Origin of the sequence: Kribbella sp. CA-245084, from assembly GCF_050942355.1 — a bacterium.
Lineage (GTDB): Bacteria > Actinomycetota > Actinomycetes > Propionibacteriales > Kribbellaceae > Kribbella.
On sequence record NZ_CP192053.1, the window covers coordinates 3,569,889 to 3,596,839 of the forward strand.

Consider the following 26,951-nt stretch of genomic DNA (forward strand, 5'->3'; position numbering starts at 1 on the left):
TTCCGGTTGTGCATCGGTCGATGCGCTACCAGGTCCAGGGGCAGCGAAACGAAGAAGGTCATAGGTCGTGTTGAGGGACCAACGGAACCACGTCGGGTAGCCGCGCACAAGCCGACGTCCGAGGCCCGGGTGATTTGACGCCCAGTTCGCCCGGCTTTCACCTGACCGTCATCAGCGGGGCGCACCTTCGGGTCATGAATCTGAGTCGCCGCCAGCTCCTGGCCGCATCCACGGTTGCCGGAGCCTCCCTCGCCGTACCCGGGATCGCCGCAACCTCTGCTTTTGGGGCCCCGAACCTGGTCCGCCGCGACCGGCCCACTCTGCCTTCGGGCATCGCGAGCGCCGACGTGACGCCGTCGTCGGCCGTCGTCTGGTCGAAGACCGACCGCCCGGGCCGGCTCGTCGTACAGCTGACGAGCAGCGGCCGGTTCGACCGGGCGATCCACCTGCGCGGCCCGAAGACCTCAGCCGACGACGACTTCACCGCCCGGCTGCCGCTGCGCGGTCTGCGGCGCGGTCAGCGCTACGACTACCGCCTGGGCTTCGAGGACGCGAACGGCCGGATCGGCCAGACGCTCGACGGCTCGTTCACCACCCCGGGCCGCAACCGGCCGGTTTCGTTCGTGTTCACCGGCGACACCGCCGGCCAGGGGTACGGCATCAACCCGGAGCTCGGCGGGATGATCGCGTACAAGGCGATGCACGAGACACACCCGGACTTCTTCCTGCACTCCGGCGACAACATCTACGCCGACGGCCCGCTGGCGGCCGAGCTGAAGGTTGCCGACGGCACCGTTTGGAAGAACATCGTGACCGAAGAGGTCTCGAAGGTCGCCGAGACGCTGGCCGAGTACCGCGGCCGGTACAAGTACAACCTGATGGACGCCAACGTCCGCTCGCTGTACGCCGACGTACCGCTGGTCGCGCAGTGGGACGACCACGAGACGCTGAACAACTGGTATCCGGGCGAGATCCTCACCGACGACCGGTACACCGAGAAGCGCGTCAACGTGCTCGCCGCGCGGGCGAAGAAGGCGTTCCTCGAGTACCTGCCGATGGAGCACGTGTCCGGGCGTGACCGGATCTACCGCAAGGTGAGCTACGGGCCGCTGCTCGACGTGTTCTGCCTGGACATGCGCACGTACCGCGGCGCGAACCCGGTGCCGTCGACCGTCGGACCGGTCGCGATGCTCGGCGCCGAGCAGGCCGCCTGGCTGGTGCGCGAGGTCGCGGCGTCGCGGGCGACGTGGAAGGTCATCGCCAGCGACATGCCGCTCGGCCTGCTGGTGCCGGACGGCGACCTGATCGAGGCGGTCGCGAACGGTCTGCCCGGCGCTCCCGGCGGCCGCGAGCACGAGATCGCCTGGGTGCTGAGCCAGTTCAAGAAGCGCAAGGTGCGGAACGCGATCTGGCTGACCGCCGACGTGCACTACGCCGCGGCGCACCACTACGACCCGTCCCGCGCCGCGTTCACCGACTTCGATCCGTTCTGGGAGATCGTCGCCGGTCCGATCAACGCGGGCGCCTTCGGCCCGAACGCGCTCGACCCGACCTTCGGCCCGGAGGCGGTTTTCGTCAAGGCGGCCGACTTCCCGAGCCAGTCGCCGGCCAGCGGGAACCAGTTCTTCGGCCACACCAGCATCGACCCGCGGACCGGAGTCTTCTCGGTCTCGCTCCGCAACCTGTTCGGCGACGTGTTGTGGAACAAGGACATCACCCCGGCCCACGACTGAGTCCATTCAGTGGGGCCCGTCGTACTCACCCGGCTCCGGTGCCTGCGCGGGATGCCGCCCACCGGAGCGGGTGAGTACGGCGCTCGCGTCGGGTTAGGTTTGGCCCATGACCGCTTATCCCGAGAGCCGCCGCGACGATGTGGTCGAGACACTGCACGGGCGGGACATCGCCGACCCGTACCGGTGGCTGGAAGATCCTGACTCGCCTGACACCCAGGACTGGGTCCGCAGGCAGAACGAGCTCACCCAGGCCGAGCTCTCCGGTTATCCGGAGCGCGCCTGGTTCCAGACCACGATGTCTGCGATCCTCGCGCGTCCGCGTGCCGGCGTCCCGGCCAAGAAAGCAGGCTGGTATTTCGTCGGCCGCAACGACGGCACGCAGGCCCAGGACGTCATCTACGTCGCCGAGTCGCTCGACGAACTGCTGTCCGGCGGCCGGGTGCTGATCGACCCGAACACCCTGTCCGAGGACGGCACCGACTCGCTCGGGACGTTCACGGTCAGCCCGGACGGCAAGTACTTCGCGTACGGCATCAACGAGAGCGGCAGCGACTGGACGACGTTCCGGCTGCTCGACATCGCCACCGGTAAGCAGGTCGACGACGTGGTGTCGGAGGCCAAGTTCTGCGAGGCAGTCTGGTTGCCGGACAGCTCGGCGTACCTCTATCTGCACTACCCGACCAGTGGGCGCAGTGAGGGGACCGAGACCAAGGCACAGACCGGTGGGCGGCTGACGCTGCACAAGGTCGGCACACCGCAGTCCGAGGACGAGCTGGTGCTGAGCTTCCCCGGTGACGACCAGATCTTCATCTCACCGGAGGTCTCCGAGGACGACCGGTATCTCGTCGTCCACATCACCGAGGGAACCGACCCCGCGACCCGCCTCTGGGTCTACCCGATCACGTCGGACGGGCTGGGCGAGCCGGCGAAGGTGGTGGACACATTTGCCGACGAGATCGCCTTCGTACGCATGTCCGACGACCAGCTCGTCTTGCGGACCGATCGCGACGCCTCTCGCGGCCGCGTGGTGCTCTCCACGCTGGACGGTGAGTTCACCGACCTCATCCCCGAAGGTGAGGCGACGCTGCAAGCAGTCCGCGGTACGGCGGACGGCCTGGCCACGCTGACGCTCGTCGACGCGCAACCAGTGCTCACGCTGTACGCATTGGACGGCTCGGGCCAGCGGGTGGTCGACGTACCTGGCGGTGGAGTGGTCGATCTGCATGCCGGACCGGAGTACGACGAGCTGTTCATCGGCCTGTCGACGACAACCAACCCCACGCTGTCGTACGTCGTCTCGACCGGCTCGGGCGCCGTACGCGCGTTGCCGGAGCTGGTCCGCGGCTCGGGTGGCTTCACGCCGCCGCAGGTCACTGTGACGCGTCGGATTGCTGCTGGTCGCGACGTGCCATACTTCCTGATCACCCGGTCGGACCTCGACTTCTCCACGCCGCGCCCGACCCTGATGTGGGGGTACGGCGGGTTCCGCATCCCGATCCAGGCCGACTACCGACCTGGCTGGCCGGCATGGTTGGCGGCCGGGGGAGTCCTGGTCATCACCAACCTGCGCGGCGGCGGTGAGTACGGGACCGACTGGCACGACGCGGGCCGGTTGAAGAACAAGCAGAACGTGTTCGACGACTTCATCGCGGTCGCGGAGCACCTGCGCGACACCGGCGTCACCACTCCGGCGCAGCTGGCCGTCCACGGTCGCAGCAACGGCGGACTGCTCGTAGGAGCGGTCATGACGCAGCGGCCGGACCTGTTCGCGGTCGCACTCCCTGGTGTCGGGGTGCTGGACATGCTGCGCTTCCACAAGTTCACGGTGGGCGCGGCGTGGGCGTCCGACTTCGGTCTGCCCGACGACCCGGAGCAGTTCGAGGACCTGTTGGCTTACTCGCCATTGCATCGCGTCAGCGACGGCACGGCGTACCCGGCGACTCTGGTGGTCACAGGTGACCACGACGACCGGGTGGTTCCGTTGCACAGCCACAAGTTCATGGCAGCGCTGCAGCATGCCCAGGCCGGTCCGCAGCCCGTCTTGACTCGGGTGGAGGTCAACACCGGCCATGGCTTCGGCAAACCTGCTGCGATGGTCGCAGCTGAGTGGGCGGACCTACTGGCGTTCGCTGCTCACCATGTAGGTCTCGAACCTCCTGAGCAGTAGGAGGGGGCTGGACTACCAGATGCGCGAGGCCTGGAGGTCGCGGGGATCGTTGGACGGCTGACAGCCGTGCGCGGTCTCCGCGTACTCCGCCCGCGGACCACTGGTGGCCAGCGTGCGTACTGCGTTGACGAGCCGGTCCACGTGCTCGCGCGTCGTCCCGAGGCCGAGGCTGGCGCGGACCGCCGTACCGTGCTCGGGTGAGTCGGCGAGGAGATGGCCGACGAGCGGGTGGGCGCAGAACTTGCCGTCACGTACGCCGACGCCGTACTCCGCGCTGAGCGCTGCGGAAACGAGCGTCGAGGTCAGACCGGCGATCGTGAAGCAGACGGTGCCGACACGGTCCGCGTCGTCACCGAAGATCGAGTACGTCGTGACGTTGTCGATCTGGGCGAGCCCGGTCCGCAGACGGGCCAGCAGGCTGCGCTCGTGCTGCTCGATCGCGTCGCGGTGCTTGCTGATCGCAGCACAGGCACTCGCCAGCGCGATCGCGCCGATGACGTTGGGGGAGCCGCCCTCGTGCCGCGCCGGGCCGGTCGTCCACACCACGGTGTCCTCAGTGACGGCATGCGTCGCGCCGCCGCCGTACAGGTAGGGGTCTGCGGCGTCGAGCCAGTCGGAGCGACCGATCAGCGCGCCGGCACCGTACGGCGCGTAGAGCTTGTGACCGGACAGTGCGACCCAGTCGACATCCAGGGTGGAGATGTCGACCGGACGGTGCGGCGCCAGCTGTGCGGCGTCGAGGCAGACCCGCGCGCCGTGGGCCTTGGCCACCTTGGCGATCTCTGCGATCGGGAAGATCTCACCGGTGACGTTCGAGGCGCCGGTGAGCACGACGAGCCGTGGGCCTTCAGGCGCCTGGCGGAGTGCGTCGGCGACGCTCGTTACGGCATCCGTCTGGCTGGTCGGCGCCTTGAGGCGAACAGTCCGCTCGGCCGGCCAGGGGAGAAGAGCGGCGTGGTGCTCGGACTCGAACACGATCACAGTCGCGTCCGACGGCACCGCACGGGACAGCAGGTTGAGCGCGTCGGTGGTCTGCCGGGTGAAGATCACCTGGTCGTCCTCGCGTGCTCCAACGAAGGCATGCACCTCTTCGCGGGCCCGCTCGTACCACTGGGTCGTGATGCGCGAGGCGTAACCGTTGCCGCGGTGCACCGATGCGTACGACGGCAGCGCCGCCTCCACGCTGGCCCGCACCGACTCCAGACACGGCGCGCTCGCGCCGTGGTCGAAGTTCGCGTAGTCGGTGACCCGGCCGTCGGCCAGCGGGACCAGGAGGTCCGATCCGACCGTGGCGGGGATGCTGCCGGTGCTTCGGTGCGCCACCGTGAGGCGGGGCGTCGTCGTACTGGCAGGCTCGAGGATGGACAAGATCGACATGCTGCTGCTCCCGGGAAGTCCGCACTTGCCGAGCGGGGTATCCGCACGGCCTGGTCTTCACCCGGGGCACCCCACCGCGGAGGAGGGTTGCCGGCCAGCTAGCCGGGGCTTGTCGCTGACACTCATGACCTGCCGAGTACGGTAACGAACCGGCCACGGCAACCGCCAGTGCCTATCTCACATTTCGGGATCGCTGAACGCATCCTGAGACGGCGCAGACTGTGGGCATGATCGGACGACTGCATCACCTCGCGATCGACTGCCCGGATCCGCTCGAACTGGCGCGGTTCTACTCGGCGTTGCTCGGCAAGCCCATCACCTACCAGAGCGATGACTGGGTGGTTGTCGCCGACAACGACCACACGTCGGGCCTGGGCTTCCAGCGCGCGGTCGACCATCGGCGCCCGCAGTGGCCGGACCCGGAGCGGCCGCAGCAGATGCATCTCGACGTCATGGTCGACGACGTTGAAGCAGCCGGACCGCAGGTGCTGGCGCTCGGGGCCCGGCGGCTCGCCGGGACGGTGTACGAGGATCCGGCCGGTCATCCGTTCTGCCTGATCCCGCGACCCGGCTGGGCTCCGCCGGTGAACGACTAATCGATTCGCTGTCGGCGCTGCCGGCGTGTTGGACTGGCGCCATGACGTTGGATGCCGCGGTGTGGAGAGCACCTGCCGTCGAGCGACCGGATGGTTCGCTGACTGCGCCCGAACGCGAGTTGCTGCAGGGTTATCTGGACTTCTACCGGACCACGCTGCTGTTCAAGTGCGCCGGGCTGACCGCCGAGCAGCTGGCCGAGCGGCCGTCACCGCCGTCCAACCTGTCGCTGCTCGGTCTGATCCGGCACCTCACGAAGGTCGAGCGGATCTGGTTCCGCATCCACTTCGCGGACGCACCGGCCGAGCCACTGTTCGCGCCCGAGCTCGGGAAGGACGCGGACTTCGAGCTGGTCGATCCGGCCGACGCACAGGCGGCGTACGAGGGTCTGATCGCGGAGTGGAAGCTCTCCGACGAGGCCGCGGCCGATCACTCGCTCGACGACCGCTTCACGTTCAGCGGGGCCGAGTCGACGCTGCGGATGATCTACATCCACCTGATCGGCGAGTACGGCCGGCACTGCGGTCACGCCGACCTCTTGCGAGAGCAACTCGACGGCACTACGGGCGCGTAACGACGACCTGAGGACCTTCTAGGCTGCCGGGGTGCCGTTCACCCTCGCCCACCCCGCGGCCATCCTCCCGCTGGTCCGACGGCCGTTCGTGACTTCGGCCCTGGTCGCCGGCGCGGTGGCTCCGGATCTGCTGTACGTCGACCCGATCTACCGGTTCGCCACGCAGTACATCAGCGGCAACTTCACGCTGACCCTCACCCACGAGTTGACGTCGGCGCTCTGGCTCGACCCGCTCCTGGCCCTCCTGATGCTCGGGATCTACAACCTGGTCCTCAGGCGTCCTCTGACCGCACTAGCTCCTGCGGCCCTCGCTGCGCGTCTGCCGGCCGCCCCCGCCTTAAGGGTTCCGACGCTGTTCTGGAGCGTCGTATCCGCGATTCTCGGCGCAGTGACGCATGTCGTGTGGGATTCCTTCACCCACGGCGACGGCTACTTCGTCCGCCACTTCCCGGGCTTCTTCCGCGCCGCGGTGACCCCGGCCTGGGACGTCAACCGCATCCTTCAGTACGTCAGCACGCTCGGCGGCTGCCTCATCCTGGCGATCTGGCTCTACCGCTGGTACCGCCGTACGCCGCCCTCGGTCACTCCCCGTGATCTTGTGGCGCCATGGCTTCGGTACGCAGTGGTCGTCTTCGGCCTACTGCTGGCCGCCACCGGCGCCATCGTCGAAATCGGTCGCGCTGACGGCGACCTGAGCGGCGAGACGGCCGTTCGCCTCGCGCTTTCCGGTCTCGTGTCGGGTGGACTCGCCGCGCTCGCGTCGTACGTCGTCGTCTGGCATCTGCTCCGCCTGCGGAGGCCCGTGGTCACGCTGTGACGCTACGGATGGGGCAGCGTAATCGGCGTGTGACACGTGGGACTCAAGGGGTTATCGGGGTAGCCTGAGCAATATGGCGACCCGCACGTCTTCCCCGGCGCGGGCGCAGAAGTCGGCAGCCAAACGGCCGAGCACGGCTCGTTCGGCTGCTGGTGGACGCTCCCGTCCGTCCGGTGCCCAGAAGCGTGGGCAGAGCACGAAGCGCGGTGGATCATCCGCTGCGCGGACCAGCACGCCCAAAAACAGCGGACCGGGCCCGTTCGCGGCCGCCATGCTCGCGTTGTGCCGCGGGGTGGTGAAGATCTGGATCGGTATCGCCCATCTGCTCGGCAGCATGGTGCGCGGGATCGGTCATAGCGCCCGCGACCTGGAGCCGGAGCATCGCCGCGACGGCGCCGGCCTGTTCCTGATCGGCCTGGCGGTCGTCGTCGCTGCCGCGATCTGGTGGGACCTCCCGGGCGCGGTCGGCAACGGCGTACGCACAGTGGTTGGTGGCAGCATCGGCATGCTCGGTTGGGCCCTGCCGTTGCTGCTGCTGCTCATCGCCGTCCGCACGCTGCGTCACCCGGACCACAACGGCCCCGCGGGTCGTCAGGTGATCGGGTGGACCGCGGTCTGCCTCGGCGTACTCGGCCTGATCCACATCGCCAACGGTCTGCCCCGGCCCAGCAACCCGGCCGACGGCCCGTTGAGTGCTGCGGGCGGTGCGATCGGATACTTCATCTCGTCGTTCCTGTCCGACCTCCTGACGCAGTACGTCGCTGCCCCGCTGCTCGTTCTGCTCTCGATCTTCGGCGCACTGGTCATCACCGGTACGCCGGTGTACGCGATCCCGCTGCGGTTCCGCGCGGCTTTCGACGTACTGATGGGCCGTACTGCGCTGCCGGAGGACGCTCCGTCCGTGGTGGCTGCGCCGACCGACGACACCGTCCGGCTGACGCGCAAGCAGCGGCGTGCGAAGGCGGCAGAGCTCGACGAGGACGGTGAGCCGACGGTCAAGCCGTACGACTCGCCGGTGCTCGAGGGCCGCGAGATCGCCAAGCGCGGGCGCAAGGCGAAGGTCGAGCCGGTGGAGGAAGACGCGTACGACGTCGACAGCGCCGATGCCGCTGCGGCCTCTGAGCCTGCCTTCGAACCTCCTGGCAAGCCCTCCGCGCCGCCGCCTGAGCCGCCGCCGCACACGCCGCTGCCGCAGCGCGTCGAGCAGTTGAGGCTGTCTGGTGACATCACGTACACGCTGCCCGACGGGCAGATGCTCAAGCCCGGCTCGGTGCACAAGGCCCGGACCAAGGCGTCCGACCAGGTCGTCGACCGGCTGACCGAGGTGTTCGAGCAGTTCGGAATCGACGCCCAGGTCACCGGCTACACGCGCGGCCCGACAGTCACGCGGTACGAGGTCGAGCTCGGCTCGGCGGTGAAGGTCGAGAAGGTCACCGCGCTGTCGAAGAACATCGCCTACGCGGTGGCGTCGGCCGACGTACGGATCCTGTCGCCGATCCCGGGCAAGTCCGCGATCGGCATCGAGATCCCGAACACCGACAAGGAGACCGTCAGCCTCGGCGACGTGGTCCGCAGCGCGACGGCCCGCAACGACCATCACCCGATGGTGGCCGGCCTGGGCAAGGACGTCGAGGGCGGCTTCGTCGTCGCGAACATGGCGAAGATGCCGCACCTGCTGGTCGCGGGTGCGACCGGCTCGGGTAAGTCGTCGTTCGTCAACTCGCTGATCACCTCGATCCTGATGCGGGCCACGCCCGACGAGGTGCGGATGATCCTCGTCGACCCGAAGCGGGTCGAGCTGAACAACTACGAGGGCATCCCGCACCTGATCACCCCGATCATCACCAACGCCAAGAAGGCGGCCGAGGCGCTGCAGTGGGTCGTCCGCGAGATGGACATGCGGTACGACGACCTCGCGGCGTTCGGGTTCCGGCACGTCGACGACTTCAACAAGGCGGTCCGCGGCGGCAAGGTGAAGCCCCCGCCGGGGTCCGAGCGCGTGCTCACGCCGTACCCGTACCTGCTGGTGATCGTCGATGAGCTGGCCGACCTGATGATGGTCGCCCCGCGCGACGTCGAGGACTCGATCGTCCGGATCACCCAGCTGGCGCGTGCGGCCGGCATCCACCTGGTGCTCGCCACCCAGCGGCCGTCGGTGGACGTCGTCACCGGCCTGATCAAGGCCAACGTGCCGTCGCGGCTGGCGTTCGCGACGTCCTCGCTGGCCGACAGCCGGGTCATCCTCGACCAGCCCGGCGCGGAGAAGCTGGTCGGTCAGGGCGACGGCCTGTTCCTGCCGATGGGCGCGAGCAAGCCGATGCGTATCCAGGGCTCGTGGGTCGACGAGGCCGAGATCCGCGGCGTGGTCGCGCACTGCAAGACGCAGCTCCAGCCGACGTACCGCGAGGACGTCACGGTCGTGGCCGGTCCGAGCAAGGATCTCGACGACGAGATCGGCGACGATCTCGACCTGGTGGTGCAGGCCGCCGAGCTGATCGTTTCCACCCAGTTCGGCTCCACGTCGATGTTGCAGCGTAAGCTCCGCGTCGGTTTCGCCAAGGCCGGCCGGCTGATGGACATCCTGGAGAGCCGCGGCGTCGTCGGTCCCAGTGAAGGTTCGAAGGCCAGGGACGTCCTGGTCAAGCCTGACGACCTAGAGGACTTCATCACCACCCTCCGAGGAGAGTGACATCGTGACCGCCGCGAGCGCGCTGCCCAGGCAGGAACGTTTCGACGTCGACCCGGAGCCCGTGCCGTTCACCGTGCGGGGCTCCCAGAAGGTGCACGGCGGGCTCGCCGTCGGCGCCGCGCTGGTCGCGATCGGGTTCGCCGCGTCCGCGTCCACGAGTCCGACCGGCATCCTGCGCTGGCTCGCCGCGGCAGCCTTCGCCGGTCTCGCCCTGGTGTGTGCCCGCGCTCTGACGGTGGGGGAGATGCTGGTCGCCGACGACGTCGGCATCCGGCTGCGGATCGGCAACGAATGGATCGGCACCCGGTGGGAAGACATCGAAGAGGTGACGGTGCTGCAGCGCCGGCATCCGCTCGACGACGGGCGGATCGCCGTACACCTGCAGGATCCCGGGCCGATCCTCGGCGCGATGCCGAGCTCGACCCGCAAGACAACTGATGCCAACCGACGACTGACGGGATCCTCACTCGCGATACCGTTCGGGTTGACGGCACGGCCGTCGAACGGGGCGGTGGTGCAGGCGTTGCACATGCTCGCGGATGCCAGATGCCCGGTCAGGGAACAACTCTGACTCGCGCGTGACCCCGTCGTACCAAGGCCGTTGACTTGATGTCGGCGGTCCGACCAGTGACGTCGCCAGTCCGCACGGGCGATCGGACGAACGAGAGGATGGTGAGGACGTGAGCATCGGCAGCGATCTCACGGCGGCCCGCGAGCGGGCCGACATGACGATCGAGCAGCTGAGCGCTGCGACCCGGATCAGAACCGGGCTGCTGATCGCCATGGAGGCCGACGATTTCTCCCGCTGCGGCGGGAACTTCTACGCCCGTGGACACATCCGCTCCATTGCCCGTGTCGTGAAGGCGGACCCTGCTCCGTTGATCGCCAGCTTCGATGCCGAACACGCCGTCGAGGAGGAGAAGTCCCGCCGCGAGGAACGCGCCGCGGCCAAGGGACCGACGCTCCGCCCCGCCCGCCCGCGCTGGGCGATCGTGGTCGGCGCGATCCTCGTCATCCTGATGGGCTGGGGGATGGTCCGGCTGTTCACGCTGCCCAGCGACATCGAGGCGAACGCGTCGAAGACCGCCGTCACCACAGCAACGGTCACGACGCCGACCCCGAAGGCAACGCCTCAGCCGACAGTCAAGCCGACGAAGAACCCGACGACCGCCAAGCCGCCCGCGCTGAAGACCGCGCTGACACTGACGGCCAAGGGCGACGGCACCTACCTCACGGTCCGCGACAAGAAGAACCGCCGACTCTTCCAAGGCCGCCTGACCCCCGGCATCGCCCAATCCGTCACCAGCTCCGGCGACATCCGCGTAACAGTCACCAGCCCCAAGAACCTGGTAGTCGTCCTCAACGGCAAACGCCTGAACACCAACCTCACCAAGTTCACCGCCCACCCCAACGGCACCCTCACCAAAACCGCCACAGGCTCCTAGCTCCCGGCCCGCCCTTCCGCGCACGGCTGCCCCGGCCCGGTCACTCGGCTCGACGCCGCTCCGCCGGCCTCCGCCCTCAGACCCGCGCGGCCGCCCGGACCTCTCGCCGCGCAGCGGTGAGCTGTGAGATGCGTTGGCGAGTTAGGCCGGGGACGACGCGGCGCGTCATACTCATGGTGATGAATACGCCACCCACCACCGTCGCCCTGGTCACGCTGGGCTGTGCCCGCAACGATGTCGACTCCGAGGAACTGGCCGGCCGGCTCGAGGCCGGTGGCTTCCGATTGGTCGACGACGCCGCTGAGGCGGACACGGTGGTGGTAAACACCTGCGGATTCGTCGAGGCCGCGAAGAAGGACTCCGTCGACACGCTCCTGGCCGCCGCCGACTACAAGGATTCCGGCCGTACGCAGGCCGTCGTCGCGGTCGGCTGCCTCGCCGAACGGTACGGCGACCAGCTCGCCGACGCACTGCCGGAGACCGACGCGGTTCTGAGCTTCGACGACTACACCGACATCTCCGAGCGCCTCCGCTCGATCCTCGCCGGCAACAAGCATCAGCCGCACGTACCGCGCGACCGCCGCAAGCTCCTCCCGCTGGCCCCCGCCGACCGCCACTCGGCCCCCGCCCCAGCCGTCCCCGGCCACGGCGACCAGCCCACCGCCGGCGAGGCTCCGACCGCGGAAGGCACCGGCCACGGCGACCAGCCCACCGCCGGCGAGGCTCCGACCGCGGAAGGCACCGGCCACGGCGACCAGCCCACCGCCGGCGAGGCTCCGACCGCAGGAAGCACCGGGCACGGCGACCAGCCCACCGCAGGCGAGGCTCCGACCGCGGGAGGCGCCGGCCGCGCGGCCCGCCTCGGTGACCACATCCCCGAGCAGCTGAGGCCGACGAACGGCACCGTGAACGCCGATTCCGACCAGCCCACCAGCGGGCTCAAGGGACGCTTCGTCACCGGCGCACCGGAAGAGCTGAAGATCGACGCCCCCGACCTCGCGACCGCCCCGGCCAGCGGTCCGCGTGTGATGCGCCGACGCCTCGACGGCGGCCCGATGGCGCCGCTGAAGCTGGCCTCCGGTTGCGACCGTCGCTGCGCGTTCTGCGCAATCCCGATGTTCCGGGGCGCATTCATGTCCCGCCGCCCCGCCGAGGTACTGCGTGAGGCCGAATGGCTCGCGGAGAACGGCGTACGCGAACTCTTCCTGGTCTCCGAGAACTCCACCTCGTACGGCAAGGACCTCGGCGACCTCCGCCTGCTCGAGACCCTCGTCGGCGAGATCGCCCAGGTCCCCGGCATCATCCGCGTCCGCGTCTCGTACCTCCAGCCCGCCGAGATGCGCCCGACGCTGATCAGCGCGATGACCTCCACTCCGGGCGTCGTTCCGTACTTCGACCTGTCGTTCCAGCACGCCTCCGGCCCCCTGCTGCGCCGCATGCGCCGCTTCGGCGACTCCGAGCGCTTCCTCGAACTGATCGCCCAGGTCCGCGCCACCGCCCCGACCGCCGGCATCCGCAGCAACGTCATCGTCGGCTTCCCGGGCGAGACCGAGGAAGACGTCGACATCCTCTGCGACTTCCTGTCCCGCGCCGGCCTCGACGCGATCGGCGTCTTCGGGTACTCCGACGAGGACGGCACCGAAGCCGAAACCTACGACGGCAAACTCGACGAAGACACCATCGCCACCCGCCTCGACCGAGTCACCCGCCTTGCCGAAGACCTAACCTCCGCCCGAGCCGAATCCCGCATCGGCGAACTCCTCGAAGTCCTCATAGAATCCACCGGTTCCCTCGACGCTGAGTCGGACGAGAACGACTTGGATGAGGCCGAGCTGGACGACGCCGAGTTGGACGACGCCGAGCTCGACGAGGACGACGAGGACCTGGACGAGGCCTGGACGAACGAGGCGGCCGGGCGGACTGGTGAGGGGCGGGCTGCGCATCAGGGGCCTGAGGTGGATGGATCGACGACGGTGACCGGGCTCCCGGACGGGGTGCGGGTCGGCGATCTGGTGTCTGCGAAGGTGGTGGCGAGCGACGGTGTCGACCTGATCGCCGAGTTCGCCGCGCTCGTGAGCACCCCGGACGCCCGTCTGGCAGCTAACCTGACCGCGTGACCAACCCGCCGACGAACCCGGCACCGCGCGCAGCGGGCGGGCACCTCCACGCGCCCAGCGCCTGGAACGTGCCCAACGCGCTCACGGTTCTACGGCTGGTCCTCGTACCGCTGTTCGTCTGGCTCCTGCTCCGCGAAGGCGGTCACACCGACAGCAACCGCCTGCTCGCCACCGCCGCGTTCGTCGTCGCGATCGTCACCGACCGCTTCGACGGCGACATCGCCCGCCGCTGGAACCTCGTCACCAATTTCGGCAAGATCGCCGACCCCATCGCCGACAAAGCCCTCACCGGAGCAGCCTTCCTAGGCCTCTCGTACCTCGGCGAACTCCCATGGTGGGTCACCATCGTCGTGATGGTCCGCGAGTGGGGCGTCACCGCCCTGCGCTTCTGGGTGATCCGCCACGGCGTCATGCCCGCCAGCCGAGGCGGCAAGCTGAAAACCGTCCTCCAGGCGATCGCCCTAGGCCTGTACCTCCTCCCGTGGCAGGACCTGAAAATCCTCCACTGGACCGCCGTCACCATCATGGCCGCCGCCGTAGTCGTCACCATCATCACCGGCCTCGACTACGTAGGCCGAGCCCTGCGCCTCCGCGCCGCCGCCAAACGTCCCCTCCCATAACCCCGACCCGTACGTCGGGTTGCGTGGACGGCCCGGTGGCTAGACTCGCGTGGGTGCCGAGGTCGACTGCTGGAACCGCGAGAGCCACTGGCAAGCACAGCAAGCTCGCGCAGACCTACCGCCGTTTCGCAGAGGTCGACGCCCCCAAAATCTCGCCTCTATACGAGCGCCTCGCCCGCGCCCTGAGCGAGTCCCCTGAAGCCCTCCACGCAATCGAATCAGCACCCGCCCGCAAACGAAACCCGCCCCTAATCCTCGCCGCCCTCCACCACCTAGCCCTCACCTACCAAGCCCCAACCCTCACCACCACCTACAAAGCCGCTGCCTCGACCGCAACGACCGCATCGACCGCGGCCGCCGCCTCGACAACAACCGCCGCTCCGACGGCAGCCGGCGCTCCGACGGTAGCCGCCGCTCCGACCACAGCCGGCGCTTCGACAGCAGCCGCCGCCTCGACAACAACCGCCGCTTCGGCGGCCGCCGCGGGCTCGGCAACAGCCGCCGCCCCGGCAACAGCCGCGGGCTCGACAACAACCGCCGGCTCGACAACCGCCGCGGTCTCCCATGTGTCCACGAATGTCGATGTGGCCGCGGGCTCCGATGCAGCCGCGGACTTCAATGTGGCCGCGGGCTCCAACGTGGCGGCGAGCGTTGATCTGCCCGCGCTCACGGATCTGGCTGTGGATGCTGCGATTCGGACGCTGGTGGAGATGACGGACGCTGTGGTGGCGGTTGTCGCGCAGCGGAAGGTGCGGGCGAACGTGCTTGGCAACCACGCGGTGTTGTATCCGGCGATTGCCGAGGTGGCGCGGAGGGCCGGCGCAGGCGCCGTCGGGCTGATCGACGTGGGTTGCTCGGCTGGGTTCAACCTGAACGTCGATCGCGCCCGCATCAACTACGGCAACGGGCAGACGCTGGGCGACCCGTCGTCTCCCGTCCAGGTGTCGGCGTCGGTCGTGGGGGACCGGCCCATCCCGAGGCACGCGATGCCCGAGGTCGTTGCGCGGATCGGCATCGACCTCGAGCCGATTGATACCCGGGACGCGGACGAGGCCCAGTGGCTGCGTGCCTGCGTGCCACCCGACCAACCGGACCGGATCGCAAGACTCGAAGGTGAGCTGGAGCTGGCTGCATCGGCGCCTCCGTTCTTGATGCAAGGTGACAAGGTCGACCTCCTGCCCGACGCGCTCGCTCGAGTACCAGCAGACGCTCTGCCCGTGGTCACCACGACCTGGGCACTCTCGGACCTCCCGCTCGAGAGCCGCCTGCGCTTCCTGCAGTGTCTCGACGCAGCGGCGACCAACCGGCCGATCGCATGGGTATCGGTCGAAGGGGTTGGAGTCGCGCCAGCGTTCCCGACCTTCGGCGACCGTCCTGCATCCGGCCACAGCATCATCGGCCTGGCCGTCTTCAATCACTCGACCTTGAACGCCAAAGCGGTAGGCCGCTGCTGGTTGCGTGGTCAGATGCTGGCGTGGCTGGCGGATTCGTAGTCCAACGCCACATCCCCGGCAGCCACCGCCAGCGGACGCGGATCCAGCGCAGTCGGGTAGTTCTTGTTCAACAATGCGATGTGTACAGATCGGGAGCGCGGGAGGTTTCGGGTGGCCGAGGACGAGCTTGAGGCGGCGGTCGGGCAGTTGGTGGGCCTATTGATGGAGCGTCGCGTGACGCTTGCCACCGCTGAGTCGTTGACAGGTGGGATGGTCGGGGCGGTTCTGACGGATGTGCCGGGGGTGTCGGCTGTGTATCGGGGTGGCGTGGTCGTCTACGCGACTGATCTGAAGGCCAAGCTCGCTGGCGTGCCCGAGGACCTGCTGGCTGCTGTAGGCCCGGTCCACCCGGACACGGCTGCCGCATTGGCCACCGGCGTACGGGAGCGTCTGGAGGCGGACTACGGGCTCGCCACGACCGGTGTGGCCGGTCCGGACCCGCAGGCGGGCATCGAGGCCGGCACGGTGTACGTCGCCGCGGCCGGTCCCGGGTCCGTGCAGGTGCGCAAGCTGCAGTTGTCCGGTGACCGAGCGGCAGTACGCCGGGGGAGCGTGCAGGCCGTCCTCGAACTCGGAGCCGCCGTTGTGGCGGAAGAACTCGACTGAGCGGGGTGTTGGGACCAGCATGGTGACAGGTAAGGCAGACTGGCGCGGCGCACCGAAGGTGGACATTGCGAGGGGTAGTGACCCAGCAACAGGTACCGTTGGTTCCTACGGTCGAGCTACCGTGCGAGTAGACACGGCCGGACAGGCGGAAGGGAGAAACCTCATGGTGCTGGTTCGTGGCCTGCTGGGCGACGTGCTGCGGCGTAAGCGGCTGCGCCAGGGGCGCACTCTCCGCGAGGTGTCCGCTGACGCTCGCGTCAGCCTGGGATACCTCTCCGAGGTCGAGCGCGGCCAGAAGGAAGCCTCCAGCGAGCTGCTGGCAGCTATCTGTACGGCGCTCGACGTGCCGTTGTCGACGGTCTTCGCCGAGGTGAGCGAGGATCTGGCTCGCGAAGAGGCCCTGGTGCTGGCGCACCCGACCATCGAGACCGAGGTCGTGGCCTCCGCGGCCTGAGCCCCTCGTCATCGCCCGCTCCCGTCCGGAGTCGGGCTGCTGTCGGACGGCTGGATCAATGCCACGCGCGTGGGCCAGACCAGTTGCAGCGCGGGCAGCGGGGGATCGCCCGGCTGCCTGAACATCTGGTTCGCCGTGTACAGGTGATGGACCGAGTCGGGAAACCGGAGAAGCTGGGCCGTCTCCGGAGGCGGGAAGAAGCCGGACAGGTCGTCGCCCTCGTCGAACACCGCGCCGCCCATCACCGCCCATGCGAGCGGTTTCAGCCCGAGATAGGCCCAGCACGGCTCGGGATCGAAGACGATGATCTCCGGATGCAGGTACAGGCTGAGGCCCAGCGTGTACCCGAAGGCTGGATTGCGGGCGCCGTCGCCCTCGACGTACTGCATCGTCCAGCCAAAGGTCCGGATGTTGTCCTCGATCTGTCGCGAGATCTGCTCGTCGCTCACACCGCCGCACCGGTCGCACATCGCCTTCTCCTCTCGATCGAACATTTGTTCGATGTGTCAGAGAAGATATCCACGTTCTTGTCCGCCGCCGGCGTTGTCCACAGGCCAGTTCCGGCCGGTCAGCTCTCGGGTTGGCAGGCCGGGCACCAGTACGTGACCCGTTCGCGGGTCGGTTCGCCGAGTTGCGCGGTCAGGATCGTCGTACCGCAGCGGTGGCAGGGTTTGCCGGCGCGTTCGAACACCCACGAGCGTTGCCCGGGCCGGTCGACGCCAGTGCTGACTTGGGTGCCGTTGCGGACGTTCGCCTTCAGCAGCTTTCGGCTGAGGTCGACGGCGGCGGGGACGTCGACGGCCGAAATGGGGCGCCACGGGTGCAGGCCGAGGAGGAAGCAGACCTCGGTGCGATAGAAGTTCCCGATTCCGGCGAGATTCCGCTGGTCGAGGAGCGCCTCGCTGACCGTCCGTCCGGGATCGGACTCGACATTCGCGATCGCGAGTGCGCGGTTGAATGACGGTGACAGCAGATCAGGTCCGAGATGCCCGACCACGCTGTCCTCATCGTCGGTCGCGACGAGGTCGAGGACCGGAAGCCGATAACCGACAGCCGTCCACGGCGCCGTTTCGAGGACCACGCGGATCTGATGATCGGGCCCGCCGTGCCACCGCTCATCCGGCCGGTACAGATGCCAACTGCCGTCCATCCGGAAGTGACTGTGCAGCGTCAATCCACCCGAGAGACGCATCAGGATGTGCTTGCCGCGCGCAACGACCTCGAGCATCGTCCGCCCGCTCAGGTCAGTCGTTGCGAGCGACGGCACACGGAAGTCCGTACGCACGAGCTCCTGTCCTGCGAGCGCCTGGTTCAGCCGCTTGCAGGCTCGCCAGACGGTGTCTCCTTCGGGCATGACCGATCGCTCCCGATATCAAGCCCGCAGACGGAGACCGCGTGGCGTCGCATGGAAGCCGGCCTTGGCCAGTGCATCGCCGAACGCCGTGTGCCGCACCTGCTCACCATCAGCTGTCTCGACACTCAGCTTGCCGAGCTGACCGTCCCGGATCGACAACGCCAGCGCATCGACGGCCGGCTGGAGCAGGTCAGCATCCTCGGTGAAGCTCAGCACAGTCCGACCGCCGCGCTCGACGTACACGATCAGTTGCCCGTCGACCATCACGACCAGCGCACCAGCCTTCCGGCCAGGCCGATGACCGCCAGCGCTCTCTCGCTCGGGCCATGGCAGGGCAGCGCCGTAAGGATTTGCGGGGTCGGAAGCCGCGAGTACGACGGCTCGCGCGTTCAACTCCTCGTCCTTGCGGCCACGGCCACCACTACCGCCCGGCCGGGCACCACCCGGCCCGAATCGTCCGGCAGGACCAAACGGACCGTCCGACCCGGGTGGAGCTGCGGCAGGAAGCTCCGCGAGCGCGCGCAACCGGTCGACCGCTCCGGGCAAGGCGAACTGCGCGGCCCCGAGCCCGGCAACGAAGTACCCGCGCCGGCATCGCCCGGACTCCTCGAACGCGCTCAGCACCTTGTAAACGGCGGCGAACCCACCAGGCGTCCGCTCGGTGATCACCGACCCACGCGTGACGATCCCATAGCGATCCAGCAGCGTCTCTGCTGCTGCATGCGCCCGCCGGGTTGCATCCGAACTGCGCTCCGGAAGCAACGACCATCGCCCACCTGCCGTCGGTGGACCGCTCCGCGCGGGCATCGACGGCCGCCCGGGACGCATCGGACGACCGGGCCGCGCGCGTGGCGTCGTACGACGTGTTCGATGACTGCCTCGCCCACCGCCGACGAGCGACCGGACCGGTGTGAGGGTGTCGTTGGTCAGATATCCGGCCCAGACGAGATCCCAGAGAATGCTGACTAACGTCTCGTCGTCCACCACACCGGACGCGGATCCAACCGCATCGCTCAGCTGCCGGAAGAAGAACGCGCCGCCGCCCGACAACGCGTCGAGCACGGCCTGGTGCGTCTCACCCAGCTCGAGATCAGGATCAGGATCGGGCAACGTCAGGTCGCAGTTGTCCGCGAGATGAAGCGACACCCAACCGTCTGTCCCGGGCAACGAACCCGATCCTGCCCACACCACTTCACCGGTCGCCGTCAGCTCATCCAGCATCGACGGCTGATACCCAGGCACTCGTGAAGGCAGCACGATCGACTCCAACGCGGACGCCGGCACCGCGCATCCCGCTAGTTGCTCGACTGCTCCGAGCAGTACGTCGTACCCGCGGCCTCGACTGCTCGTGATCCCTTGCCACGCAGGCAGGAACCGGGCCAGCGCGGACGGATCAACCGGCTCGACCTCCTTGCGCAATGCAGCAAGAGATCGCCGCCGCAGCAGCCGGAGGACCTCGTTGTCACACCACTCGAGCGCAATCCCGCCCGGCAGGAACTCGCCTTCAACGACTCGTCCAGCCGCACCCAGCCGCCGCAACGCTTCGCTGACAACGGCAACCCCGATCCCGAGATGCGTCGCCAGATCGATCGCTCGGAACGGCCCATGCGTTCGGGCATAGCGAGACACCAGATCGCCGAGCGGATCGGCGACCGGCTCTGCGTGCGCCTCAGCGACCCCGGGCGGCAATGGCACGCCGAGCGCATCCCGCAATCGCGCGACGTCCTCGACAACTGCCCACCGGTGCTCACCTGCGATCCGCACTCGCACCACCCGGCGAGCGGCCGCCAATGAGGTCAGCCAAGACTCGGCATCCGAGCCATCCACACATCGCTGCGTTGCCTCTGGCAACGACAATGGGCCGATCATCCGCAGTACGTCGAACAGACCCTCGGCGTCACGCGCTCGACGATCCTCGGCCAGTCGCTGCAGCTCGGCCTCGGTGCGTAGCACGACCTCCGCATCGAGCAGTTCGCGCAGTTCGGTCCGCCCAAGCAGCTCCGCCAGCAGGCTCTGATCGAGCGACAGCGCGGCAGCACGCTTCTCGGCGAGCGGACTGTCACCCTCGTACATGAAGGCGCCTACATAGCCGAAGAGCAAGGACTTCGCGAACGGCGATGCTTCCGACGTCTCGACCTCGACGACCGAGATCCTCCGTTCACTGATCCCGGTCAGCAGGTCCTTCAGCGCCGGCAGGTCGTAGACGTCCTGCAGCACTTCGCGCAACGTCTCGAGCACGATCGGGAACGACCCGAACTTGCTTGCCACACTCAACAGTTGCGACGCCCGCTGCCGCTGCTGCCACAGCGGCGATCGCCGACCGGGATTACGCCGCGGCAGCAACAATGCCCGCGCGGCACACTCCCGGAACCGTGCCGCGAACAACGCCGACCCGCCGACCTCGGTGGTCACCAGATCCTCGATGTCCTGCGGATCGAACAGCACGAGATCCGCACCCGGCGGCGCCTCGTCCGTCTCGGGCAGCCGCAGCACGATCCCGTCGTCGCCCGAGACCGACTGCGCGTCCATCCCGTACCGATCGCGGAGCCGGGCCGCGATCGCGAGCGCCCACGGGCCGTGCACCTGACCGCCGTACGGCGAATGCACGCAGACACGCCAGTCGCCCAGCTCGTCGCGGAATCGCTCGACAACAATCGTCACGTCGTCCGGCACGCGGCTCGTCGCATCCCGCTGCTCGGCGAGGTACGACACGAGGTTGTTCGCGGCGTACTCGTCCAGGCCCGCGGTCCGCGCACGCTCGATCGCCTTGCTGGCAGGCAATGACGCCATCTTGCGCACGAACGCCCCAGTCGCCGCACCAAGCTCGGCGGGCCGACCGACCGCATCGCCCTTCCAGAACGGCAATCTGCCCGGCTGACCCGGCGCAGGGGAGACGAGAACCCGGTCGTGGGTGATGTCCTCGATCCGCCAGCTCGAGGCACCGAGCGTGAAGACGTCGCCGACGCGCGACTCGTACACCATCTCCTCGTCGAGCTCGCCGACACGATGGTTCGTCGACTCACCGACCAGGAACACGCCGAACAGACCACGGTCCGGGATCGTCCCGCCGCTCGTCACCGCAAGCCGTTGCGCACCCGGTCGACCGGAGATTTCGCCACTGACCCGGTCGAACACGATCCGCGGTCGCAGCTCCGCGAACTCGTCCGACGGGTACCGACCCGAGAGCATGTCGAGCACCCCGTCGTACGCCGAGCGAGGCAACGTGGCGAACGGTGCACAGCGGCGTACCAGAGCGAACAGTTCGTCGACGTCCACTGAATCGAGGGCGACGATTGAGACGATCTGCTGAGCCAGCACGTCGAGCGGGTTGGCCGGGATATGCAGGCTCTCGATCATCCCGTCGCGCATCCGCTGCACGACGACGGCCGTGTCGATCAGATCGCCACGGAACTTCGGGAACAGCACGCCGCGCGACACCGCTCCAACCTGGTGGCCCGCACGTCCCACGCGCTGCAATCCACTCGCGACGGACGGCGGCGCCTCGACCTGGATGACCAAGTCGACTGCACCCATGTCGATGCCGAGCTCGAGGCTGCTCGTCGCCACCACGCACGGCAGCCGACCCGACTTCAGGTCTTCCTCGATCAGCGCTCTCTGCTCCTTGCTTACCGAGCCGTGGTGCGCTCGCGCGATCAACGGAGGGGCCGCGAGCGATCCGCCAGACTGGGCCATCACCTGGGCTGGTGAGCCCAACTCAGGCAACTCCAGCTCGGCACGCTCCGCCGCGATCTCGTTGAGCCGCGCGGTCAGTCGCTCAGCCAGCCGCCGCGAATTGGAGAAGACGATCGTCGACTTGTGCTGCGAGATCAGATCGAAGACGTGCTCCTCGACGTGCGGCCAGATCGACGCGTGCTGCTGTGGACCGGCAGCCGATCCAGAGGTCTCCACCTCCGTCGCGGCCAGCTCAGCCATGTCCTCGACAGGAACGACAACGCTCAGATCCCACTGCTTGGTGAACTTGGGCTGCACCACAGTCACCGGCCGCTCGCCACCGAGGAACCGAGCGACCTCCTCCACCGGTCGCACAGTCGCGGACAGACCGATCCGCTGCGCAGGCTTCGGCAATAACGTGTCGAGGCGCTCGAGTGTGAGCGCCAAGTGAGCGCCCCGCTTGGTGCCGGCGACCGCGTGAACCTCGTCGACGATGACTGTCTCAACCCCGCGCAATGACTCCCGACCCTGCGAGGTCAGCAACAAGAACAGTGATTCGGGCGTGGTGATCAGTACGTCGGAAGGCCGTGTGGCGAACCGCCGTCGCTCGTTGGCCGGGGTGTCGCCCGAACGCACTGCGACCTCGACGTCGATCGGCGCCTCACCGAGCCGGCGCGCGGTCTCCCGGATACCGATCAGCGGCGCGCGGAGGTTGCGCTCGACATCGACCGCGAGCGCCTTCAGCGGCGATACATACAGCACTCGGCAGCGCAGCTTCGGATCGTCCGGTGGCGGCGTCGTGGCCAAGCGGTCGAGCGCCCAGAGGAAGGCTGCCAGCGTCTTGCCTGAACCCGTCGGGGCGACCACCAGCGCGTCCCGGCCCGCGGTGATGGCGTCCCACGCCTCGAGCTGGGCCGGGGTGGCCGCCTCGAAGACGTCGCCGAACCACGCCCGGGTCGCGGGCGAGAACCGGCTCAACGCGCTGGTCTTCTTCACGCTGACCATCTTGCCGGGTCCCGCCGACAGTTTTCACGAACGGTTCGTGGCAGAGGGTGAGGAGACGCTTTCCGTCCGGTGCAGAGGTTGTCCCCATCGTCTGGAATGATCGGCGACATGATCAACCGCGTACGCGCAGCGCTCGTCGTCGTGGCCTGCCTGGTCGCTCTGACCGGGTGCGTCAAGCTCGACGCCGATCTGAAGGTCGGGTCGAACGAGACGGTCTCGGGCTCCATGAAGATCGGGGTCGACAAGCAGCTGCTGCAGTCCAGTGGCCAGTCGCTCGACAAGGTCCGCCAGCAGATCGAGAGCGGCATCAAGCAGACGACCACCGAAGGGGTCACCTGCAACTCGTTCGAGGACGACAAGTACGTCGGGTCGAACTGCATCTTCGAGAGCGTGCCGTTCGACAAGATGGGCAGCTCGAGCGGCAACGGAGTCACCTTCCGCAAGGACGGCGACAAGGTCATGGTGACGGTCAAGGCCGGCAGCCTGGGCAGCGTCCCGTCCGGCAGCCAGCCCGAGGTGAACTTCAAGATCACCATGCCGGGCAAGATCCTCGAGCACGACGACGGTGCGAAGATCAGCGGCCGCACGGCGACGTACGACAGCCTCGACAAGGTCGGCAAGATCTCGTTGACGTCGGAGGCGGGCGGCGGATTCCCGACGTGGGCCCTGATTCTGATCATCGTGCTGGTGCTGCTGGCGATCGCCGCGGTGGTGTTCTTCGTACTGCGCAGTCGCAGGCGCAAGGGACAGCAGGGTTACGGGCAGCCGTACCCGGGGCAGTACCCCGGCCAGCCGGGTCAATACGGCGGACCGGGGCAGTACGCAGGTCAGCCTGGGTACGGGCAGCAGCCTGGTCCTGGCGGGCAGTACCCGGGGCAGCCGGGTCCGCAAGGGCAGCCTGGTCAACCTGGTCAATATGGCCAGCCGGGGCAGTATCCGGGCCAGCCGCAGCAGGGCCAGCCGCCGTACGGCGGTCAGCCTGGTCAGCCTGGCCAGCCGCAGTACCCTGGGCAGCCTCAGCCGGGGCAGTGGGGTCCGCAGCCGGGGCAGCAGCAGCCGCCCCAGCAGGGGCCGCCGCCGCAGCAAGGTCCTGGTGGCTGGGGACAGCAGCCCGGCCAGGGGCAGCCTGGTCAGCACGGTCAGCCGCCGCCGCAGCAGGGCGGTCCTTCGGGACCCCCGCCGGGGCAGCAGGGCGGTTGGGGACCGCCGCCGAAGAACGATGACGGGCAGGAATGAGACTGACGGAGTTCTGGGCTCGGATGGATCACCATCTCGGTCCGGCGTATGCACGGACCTGGGCGGAGACCCAGGTGGTACAGGAACTCGACGGCCGTACGGTCGTCGAGGCCCTGGCCGAGGGCGAGGCCGCGAAGGTGGTCTGGCGTGCCGTGTGGGCGCACCTGAACCTGCCGGCCAGCGAACGCTGATGCCCTAGGCAACTATCGCACTAGACCGACCATCCGGTGCGCGCCGCCCACTCCTCGGCCGGCAGATAGATGAGGTCGCAGACCGGGTCCTTGAGGTCGGAGTAGTCGCCGATCTCGAGCCGGAGCGCGGCAGCGTGCTGCTTGAAGACGGCGTACGCGCGTGCCGTCTCCGGATGACTGCGCAAGTAGTCGCGGAACAGCAGTGCGTACCGCTGATTGGCGCGACCAGCCACCCGGATGTGCAGATTGACCCGGCGTCGGTACATCGGCTCGACCAGCATGCGCTTCACCCACTGCACGCCATCGGTCGGCAGACCCGGCACCGGATGGTCGCGTCGCGGCGGGCGTAGCTCCCAGTCTGCCGCGACCAAGCGCTCTGCCACGTCGTCCAGCTCCGGCTCCGTGCCGACTGTGACCTGGATGTCCAGGATGTCCTTGGCCGGCAGGCGGGGTACCGAGGTGGAGCCGATGTGGTCGATCCGCTGGGCCAGTTCGCCGAGCAGTCCGCCGATCGCGTGCGCGGTCTTCTCGTACTGCGAGGGCCAGCTGTCGTCCGGTCGTGCGATGACGATCCCAGTCATGCGGAGATCATCCCAGTACTCCGGCGGCCGGTCCCAGTCCTTCAGACAGGTTTGATCCGGAATGCGCTGCTGGTGAGCAGATCTGCCGCTTCGTACGCCGCTTTACGGATGGCCTTGCGCTCGTCGAAGTACCCGCCGACCACGCCGATGCCCGGTAGCTTGCCGACGAACCGGGCGCCGAGGCTGCCGCGCGGACGTTCCTCGAACACCTCACCGAGTCCGCCGAACAGTTTGCTGATCCGCCAGAGCAGACGGATGCCGTGGCCTAGTCCGGCCTCTTCGGACTCGTGGCTGAGACCGAGTTGCTTCGCCACGTCCTGTCCGGCGGCGGTCGGTTCGTCGTACTTGAGTACTTCGTCCGGAGTGATCGGACGGTCGGTCAGAACGCGCGCGATGACCGCAGTACGGTCCGCGTGCGCCTCCACGCCGTACTCGCGGCAGATCGCACCGATCACCATCGCTTGCACGGCCGCGCCGAGGGTGTCCTTGATCGGGAGTCGGTCGGCGGCCGCACCGCTGATCCGGGGGAGGGCCGCGACGACGGCCGCGAATCCACCCAGCCGCTCCACCCACCAGTCGCAGCGCTTGGCGAGCGGCAGCTTCGGCCACTCTGCGTGCCCGGGCACCTTCATCATCAGCAACCGGTCGATCGCGAGGATCAGGGCCTTCTCGGCCAGGTTGGGCTTCTCCTGGGCGGAGTACTCAGCCAGGATGCTGCGGACGCCGAACGGGTCCGGGGTGCGGAGCGCGTCGAGTACGGTGTCGATCCCGAACTCGACCCTGCTGAGTGCCAGGATCACGGCGGAATCGGGCACGTCGGGACGGTCGCTCACGCCCGCAAGGGTAGGGATCCGGCGGGTCAGATCGGTTGCCGGGGCAGCTTCGGCGTGTCAGTTGTGATTCGAACACGTGTTCGGGATACTTTGGTGCGCGGAAGGTGTGGCGGACGGCCGAGTTGTCCACAGATTCGGAAGTGGCGACGAAAACTGTCCGACGTGATGGATACCTTCTCTGGCGACACGAGAAGTCCTCCGGGCGGCTGGGAAGCGGCCCCGATTATGAGATGGGTCAGGTGGCATTCACATGGCGGGTGCAGCGAGTGCGGAGCGCGCGGTGGCCGATCGCGAGAAGGCGCTTGCGACCGCGCTGACGCAGATCGAGCGGCAGTGTGGCAAGGGTTCGGTCATGCGGTTGGGGGAGCAGAACAGGCCGCCGATCGAGGTCATCCCGACCGGGTCGATCGCGCTCGACATCGCGCTCGGGATCGGTGGTCTGCCGCGCGGTCGCGTGGTGGAGATCTACGGTCCGGAGTCCTCCGGTAAGACGACAGTCGCCCTGCACGCGGTCGCGAACGCGCAGCGGGCCGGCGGGATCGCGGCGTTCATCGACGCCGAGCACGCGCTCGACCCGGAGTACGCGCGGAAGCTGGGTGTCGACACCGACGCACTGCTGGTCTCGCAGCCCGACTCCGGTGAGCAGGCGCTGGAGATCGCCGACATGCTGGTCCGCTCCGGCGCGATCGACATCGTCGTGATCGACTCGGTGGCCGCGCTGGTGCCGCGGGCCGAGATCGAGGGCGAGATGGGCGACAGCCACGTCGGTCTGCAGGCCCGGCTGATGAGCCAGGCGCTGCGGAAGATGACCGGTGCGGTCAGCGGGACGAACACGACCGCGATCTTCATCAACCAGCTGCGCGAGAAGATCGGCGTGATGTTCGGCTCCCCGGAGACCACGACCGGTGGTAAGGCGCTGAAGTTCTATGCGTCGGTGCGGCTGGACGTGCGCCGGATCGAGTCGCTGAAGGACGGTACCGACGTGGTCGGCAACCGGACCCGGGTCAAGGTCGTGAAGAACAAGGTGGCCCCGCCGTTCAAGCAGGCCGAGTTCGACATCATCTACGGCCAGGGCATCAGCCGCGAGGGCAGCCTGCTCGACCTCGGCGTGGATCAGGGCTTCGTCCGCAAGGCCGGCGCCTGGTTCACCTACGAGAGCGACCAGCTCGGCCAGGGCCGGGAGAACGCGCGGAACTTCCTGCGCGACAACCCTGATCTGGCCAACGAGCTGGAGAAGAAGATCAAGGAGAAGATGGGCATCGGCCCGACCCTTGACCAGCCGGCCGCCGAGGCCGCCACGGCCGAGGTCGATGTCGACTTCTGACCGGCCCACCGCGGGCGGCAGCGTCCCCCGGCAGCCCAGCGCCGCCGACGACGCTGCCCCCGCGGCGCT

At 68.3% G+C, this 26,951-nt stretch carries 22 protein-coding genes and 1 riboswitch; of the genes, 16 read left to right on the forward strand and 6 right to left on the reverse strand.

The annotated features are described in order from the left end of the window. The first annotated feature begins 194 nt into the window (after nt 1-194). Nucleotides 195-1,733: an alkaline phosphatase D family protein gene (locus ACQPYH_RS17155; RefSeq protein ID WP_432892450.1), complete on the forward strand. Its 1,539-nt coding sequence runs from the start codon at nt 195-197 to the stop codon at nt 1,731-1,733. A 106-nt stretch (nt 1,734-1,839) separates the two neighbouring features. Then, nucleotides 1,840-3,900: a prolyl oligopeptidase family serine peptidase gene (locus tag ACQPYH_RS17160; RefSeq protein ID WP_432892451.1), complete on the forward strand. Its 2,061-nt coding sequence runs from the start codon at nt 1,840-1,842 to the stop codon at nt 3,898-3,900. A 12-nt stretch (nt 3,901-3,912) separates the two neighbouring features. Here the strand turns inward: ACQPYH_RS17160 and ACQPYH_RS17165 are convergent, their stop codons facing one another. After that, complete coding sequence (locus ACQPYH_RS17165; RefSeq protein WP_432892453.1) at nt 3,913-5,277, reverse strand: aminotransferase class V-fold PLP-dependent enzyme; 1,365 nt, start codon at nt 5,275-5,277, stop codon at nt 3,913-3,915. 16 nt (nt 5,278-5,293) lie between these two features. After that, nucleotides 5,294-5,407, reverse strand: a riboswitch (SAM riboswitch). A 97-nt stretch (nt 5,408-5,504) separates the two neighbouring features. On the opposite strand from ACQPYH_RS17165, the gene ACQPYH_RS17170 reads away from it, so the two are divergent. The 11 genes from ACQPYH_RS17170 to ACQPYH_RS17220 all read left to right on the forward strand — a co-directional run bounded on the left by ACQPYH_RS17170 (nt 5,505) and on the right by ACQPYH_RS17220 (nt 16,686). Next, nucleotides 5,505-5,873, forward strand: a complete 369-nt coding sequence (locus ACQPYH_RS17170) for a VOC family protein (protein ID WP_432892454.1) — start codon at nt 5,505-5,507, stop codon at nt 5,871-5,873. Nucleotides 5,874-5,914: 41 nt separating this feature from the next. Beyond that, on the forward strand, nt 5,915-6,445 hold the full coding sequence (locus ACQPYH_RS17175) for a DinB family protein (RefSeq protein WP_432892456.1): 531 nt from the start codon (nt 5,915-5,917) through the stop codon (nt 6,443-6,445). Nucleotides 6,446-6,476: 31 nt separating this feature from the next. Further along, nucleotides 6,477-7,262 carry a DUF4184 family protein gene (locus ACQPYH_RS17180; RefSeq protein WP_432892457.1) on the forward strand — a complete coding sequence of 262 codons (786 nt, stop codon included), beginning with the start codon at nt 6,477-6,479 and terminating at the stop codon, nt 7,260-7,262. A gap of 73 nt (nt 7,263-7,335) precedes the next feature. Further along, entirely contained in the window at nt 7,336-9,951 is a 2,616-nt protein-coding gene (locus ACQPYH_RS17185) for a DNA translocase FtsK 4TM domain-containing protein (protein WP_432892458.1), read from the forward strand. A 4-nt stretch (nt 9,952-9,955) separates the two neighbouring features. Continuing rightward, nucleotides 9,956-10,522 (forward strand): hypothetical protein, encoded by a 567-nt coding sequence (locus ACQPYH_RS17190; protein ID WP_130446583.1) that lies wholly within the window; start codon nt 9,956-9,958, stop codon nt 10,520-10,522. A gap of 109 nt (nt 10,523-10,631) precedes the next feature. Next, nucleotides 10,632-11,396, forward strand: coding sequence for a RodZ domain-containing protein (locus tag ACQPYH_RS17195; RefSeq protein WP_432892460.1), 765 nt, complete (start codon nt 10,632-10,634; stop codon nt 11,394-11,396). 173 nt (nt 11,397-11,569) lie between these two features. Beyond that, nucleotides 11,570-13,513: a radical SAM protein gene (locus ACQPYH_RS17200; RefSeq protein WP_432894420.1), complete on the forward strand. Its 1,944-nt coding sequence runs from the start codon at nt 11,570-11,572 to the stop codon at nt 13,511-13,513. After that, on the forward strand, nt 13,510-14,133 hold the full coding sequence (gene pgsA, locus ACQPYH_RS17205; protein WP_432892462.1) for a CDP-diacylglycerol--glycerol-3-phosphate 3-phosphatidyltransferase: 624 nt from the start codon (nt 13,510-13,512) through the stop codon (nt 14,131-14,133). The genes ACQPYH_RS17200 and pgsA overlap by 4 nt, the downstream gene beginning before the upstream one ends. Nucleotides 14,134-14,186: 53 nt before the next feature. Next, the gene (locus ACQPYH_RS17210; protein WP_432892464.1) at nt 14,187-15,626 is read left to right on the forward strand and encodes a DUF2332 domain-containing protein; all 1,440 of its coding nucleotides are present in this window, start codon (nt 14,187-14,189) and stop codon (nt 15,624-15,626) included. A gap of 162 nt (nt 15,627-15,788) precedes the next feature. Then, on the forward strand, nt 15,789-16,232 hold the full coding sequence (locus tag ACQPYH_RS17215) for a CinA family protein (protein ID WP_432894422.1): 444 nt from the start codon (nt 15,789-15,791) through the stop codon (nt 16,230-16,232). 163 nt (nt 16,233-16,395) lie between these two features. After that, a complete protein-coding gene (locus ACQPYH_RS17220) occupies nt 16,396-16,686 on the forward strand; it encodes a helix-turn-helix domain-containing protein (RefSeq protein WP_432892466.1) in 291 nt (96 codons plus the stop codon). Nucleotides 16,687-16,694: 8 nt separating this feature from the next. Here the strand turns inward: ACQPYH_RS17220 and ACQPYH_RS17225 are convergent, their stop codons facing one another. The 3 genes from ACQPYH_RS17225 to ACQPYH_RS17235 all read right to left on the reverse strand — a co-directional run bounded on the left by ACQPYH_RS17225 (nt 16,695) and on the right by ACQPYH_RS17235 (nt 22,717). Next, the gene (locus ACQPYH_RS17225; protein WP_432892468.1) at nt 16,695-17,180 is read right to left on the reverse strand and encodes a DUF4262 domain-containing protein; all 486 of its coding nucleotides are present in this window, start codon (nt 17,178-17,180) and stop codon (nt 16,695-16,697) included. 74 nt (nt 17,181-17,254) lie between these two features. Next, the gene (locus ACQPYH_RS17230) at nt 17,255-18,040 is read right to left on the reverse strand and encodes an Fpg/Nei family DNA glycosylase (RefSeq protein WP_432892469.1); all 786 of its coding nucleotides are present in this window, start codon (nt 18,038-18,040) and stop codon (nt 17,255-17,257) included. Nucleotides 18,041-18,058: 18 nt separating this feature from the next. After that, a complete protein-coding gene (locus ACQPYH_RS17235) occupies nt 18,059-22,717 on the reverse strand; it encodes an ATP-dependent helicase (RefSeq protein ID WP_432892471.1) in 4,659 nt (1,552 codons plus the stop codon). Between the two features lie 108 nt (nt 22,718-22,825). Between ACQPYH_RS17235 and ACQPYH_RS17240 the strand changes: the two genes are divergently transcribed. Next, nucleotides 22,826-23,953, forward strand: coding sequence for an LppM family (lipo)protein (locus ACQPYH_RS17240; protein ID WP_432892473.1), 1,128 nt, complete (start codon nt 22,826-22,828; stop codon nt 23,951-23,953). Next, nucleotides 23,950-24,144: a DUF3046 domain-containing protein gene (locus ACQPYH_RS17245; protein ID WP_432892475.1), complete on the forward strand. Its 195-nt coding sequence runs from the start codon at nt 23,950-23,952 to the stop codon at nt 24,142-24,144. Before ACQPYH_RS17240 ends, ACQPYH_RS17245 begins: the two co-directional genes overlap by 4 nt. Before the next feature lie 20 nt (nt 24,145-24,164). Here ACQPYH_RS17245 and ACQPYH_RS17250 read toward each other — a convergent pair whose 3' ends face one another. Both ACQPYH_RS17250 and ACQPYH_RS17255 read right to left on the reverse strand, forming a co-directional pair. After that, nucleotides 24,165-24,725, reverse strand: coding sequence for a GrpB family protein (locus ACQPYH_RS17250; RefSeq protein WP_432892476.1), 561 nt, complete (start codon nt 24,723-24,725; stop codon nt 24,165-24,167). A gap of 41 nt (nt 24,726-24,766) precedes the next feature. Beyond that, on the reverse strand, nt 24,767-25,558 hold the full coding sequence (locus ACQPYH_RS17255) for a hypothetical protein (protein WP_432892478.1): 792 nt from the start codon (nt 25,556-25,558) through the stop codon (nt 24,767-24,769). 250 nt (nt 25,559-25,808) lie between these two features. Between ACQPYH_RS17255 and recA the strand changes: the two genes are divergently transcribed. Next, on the forward strand, nt 25,809-26,882 hold the full coding sequence (gene recA, locus ACQPYH_RS17260) for a recombinase RecA (protein WP_130450880.1): 1,074 nt from the start codon (nt 25,809-25,811) through the stop codon (nt 26,880-26,882). Nucleotides 26,883-26,951 lie beyond the last annotated feature (69 nt).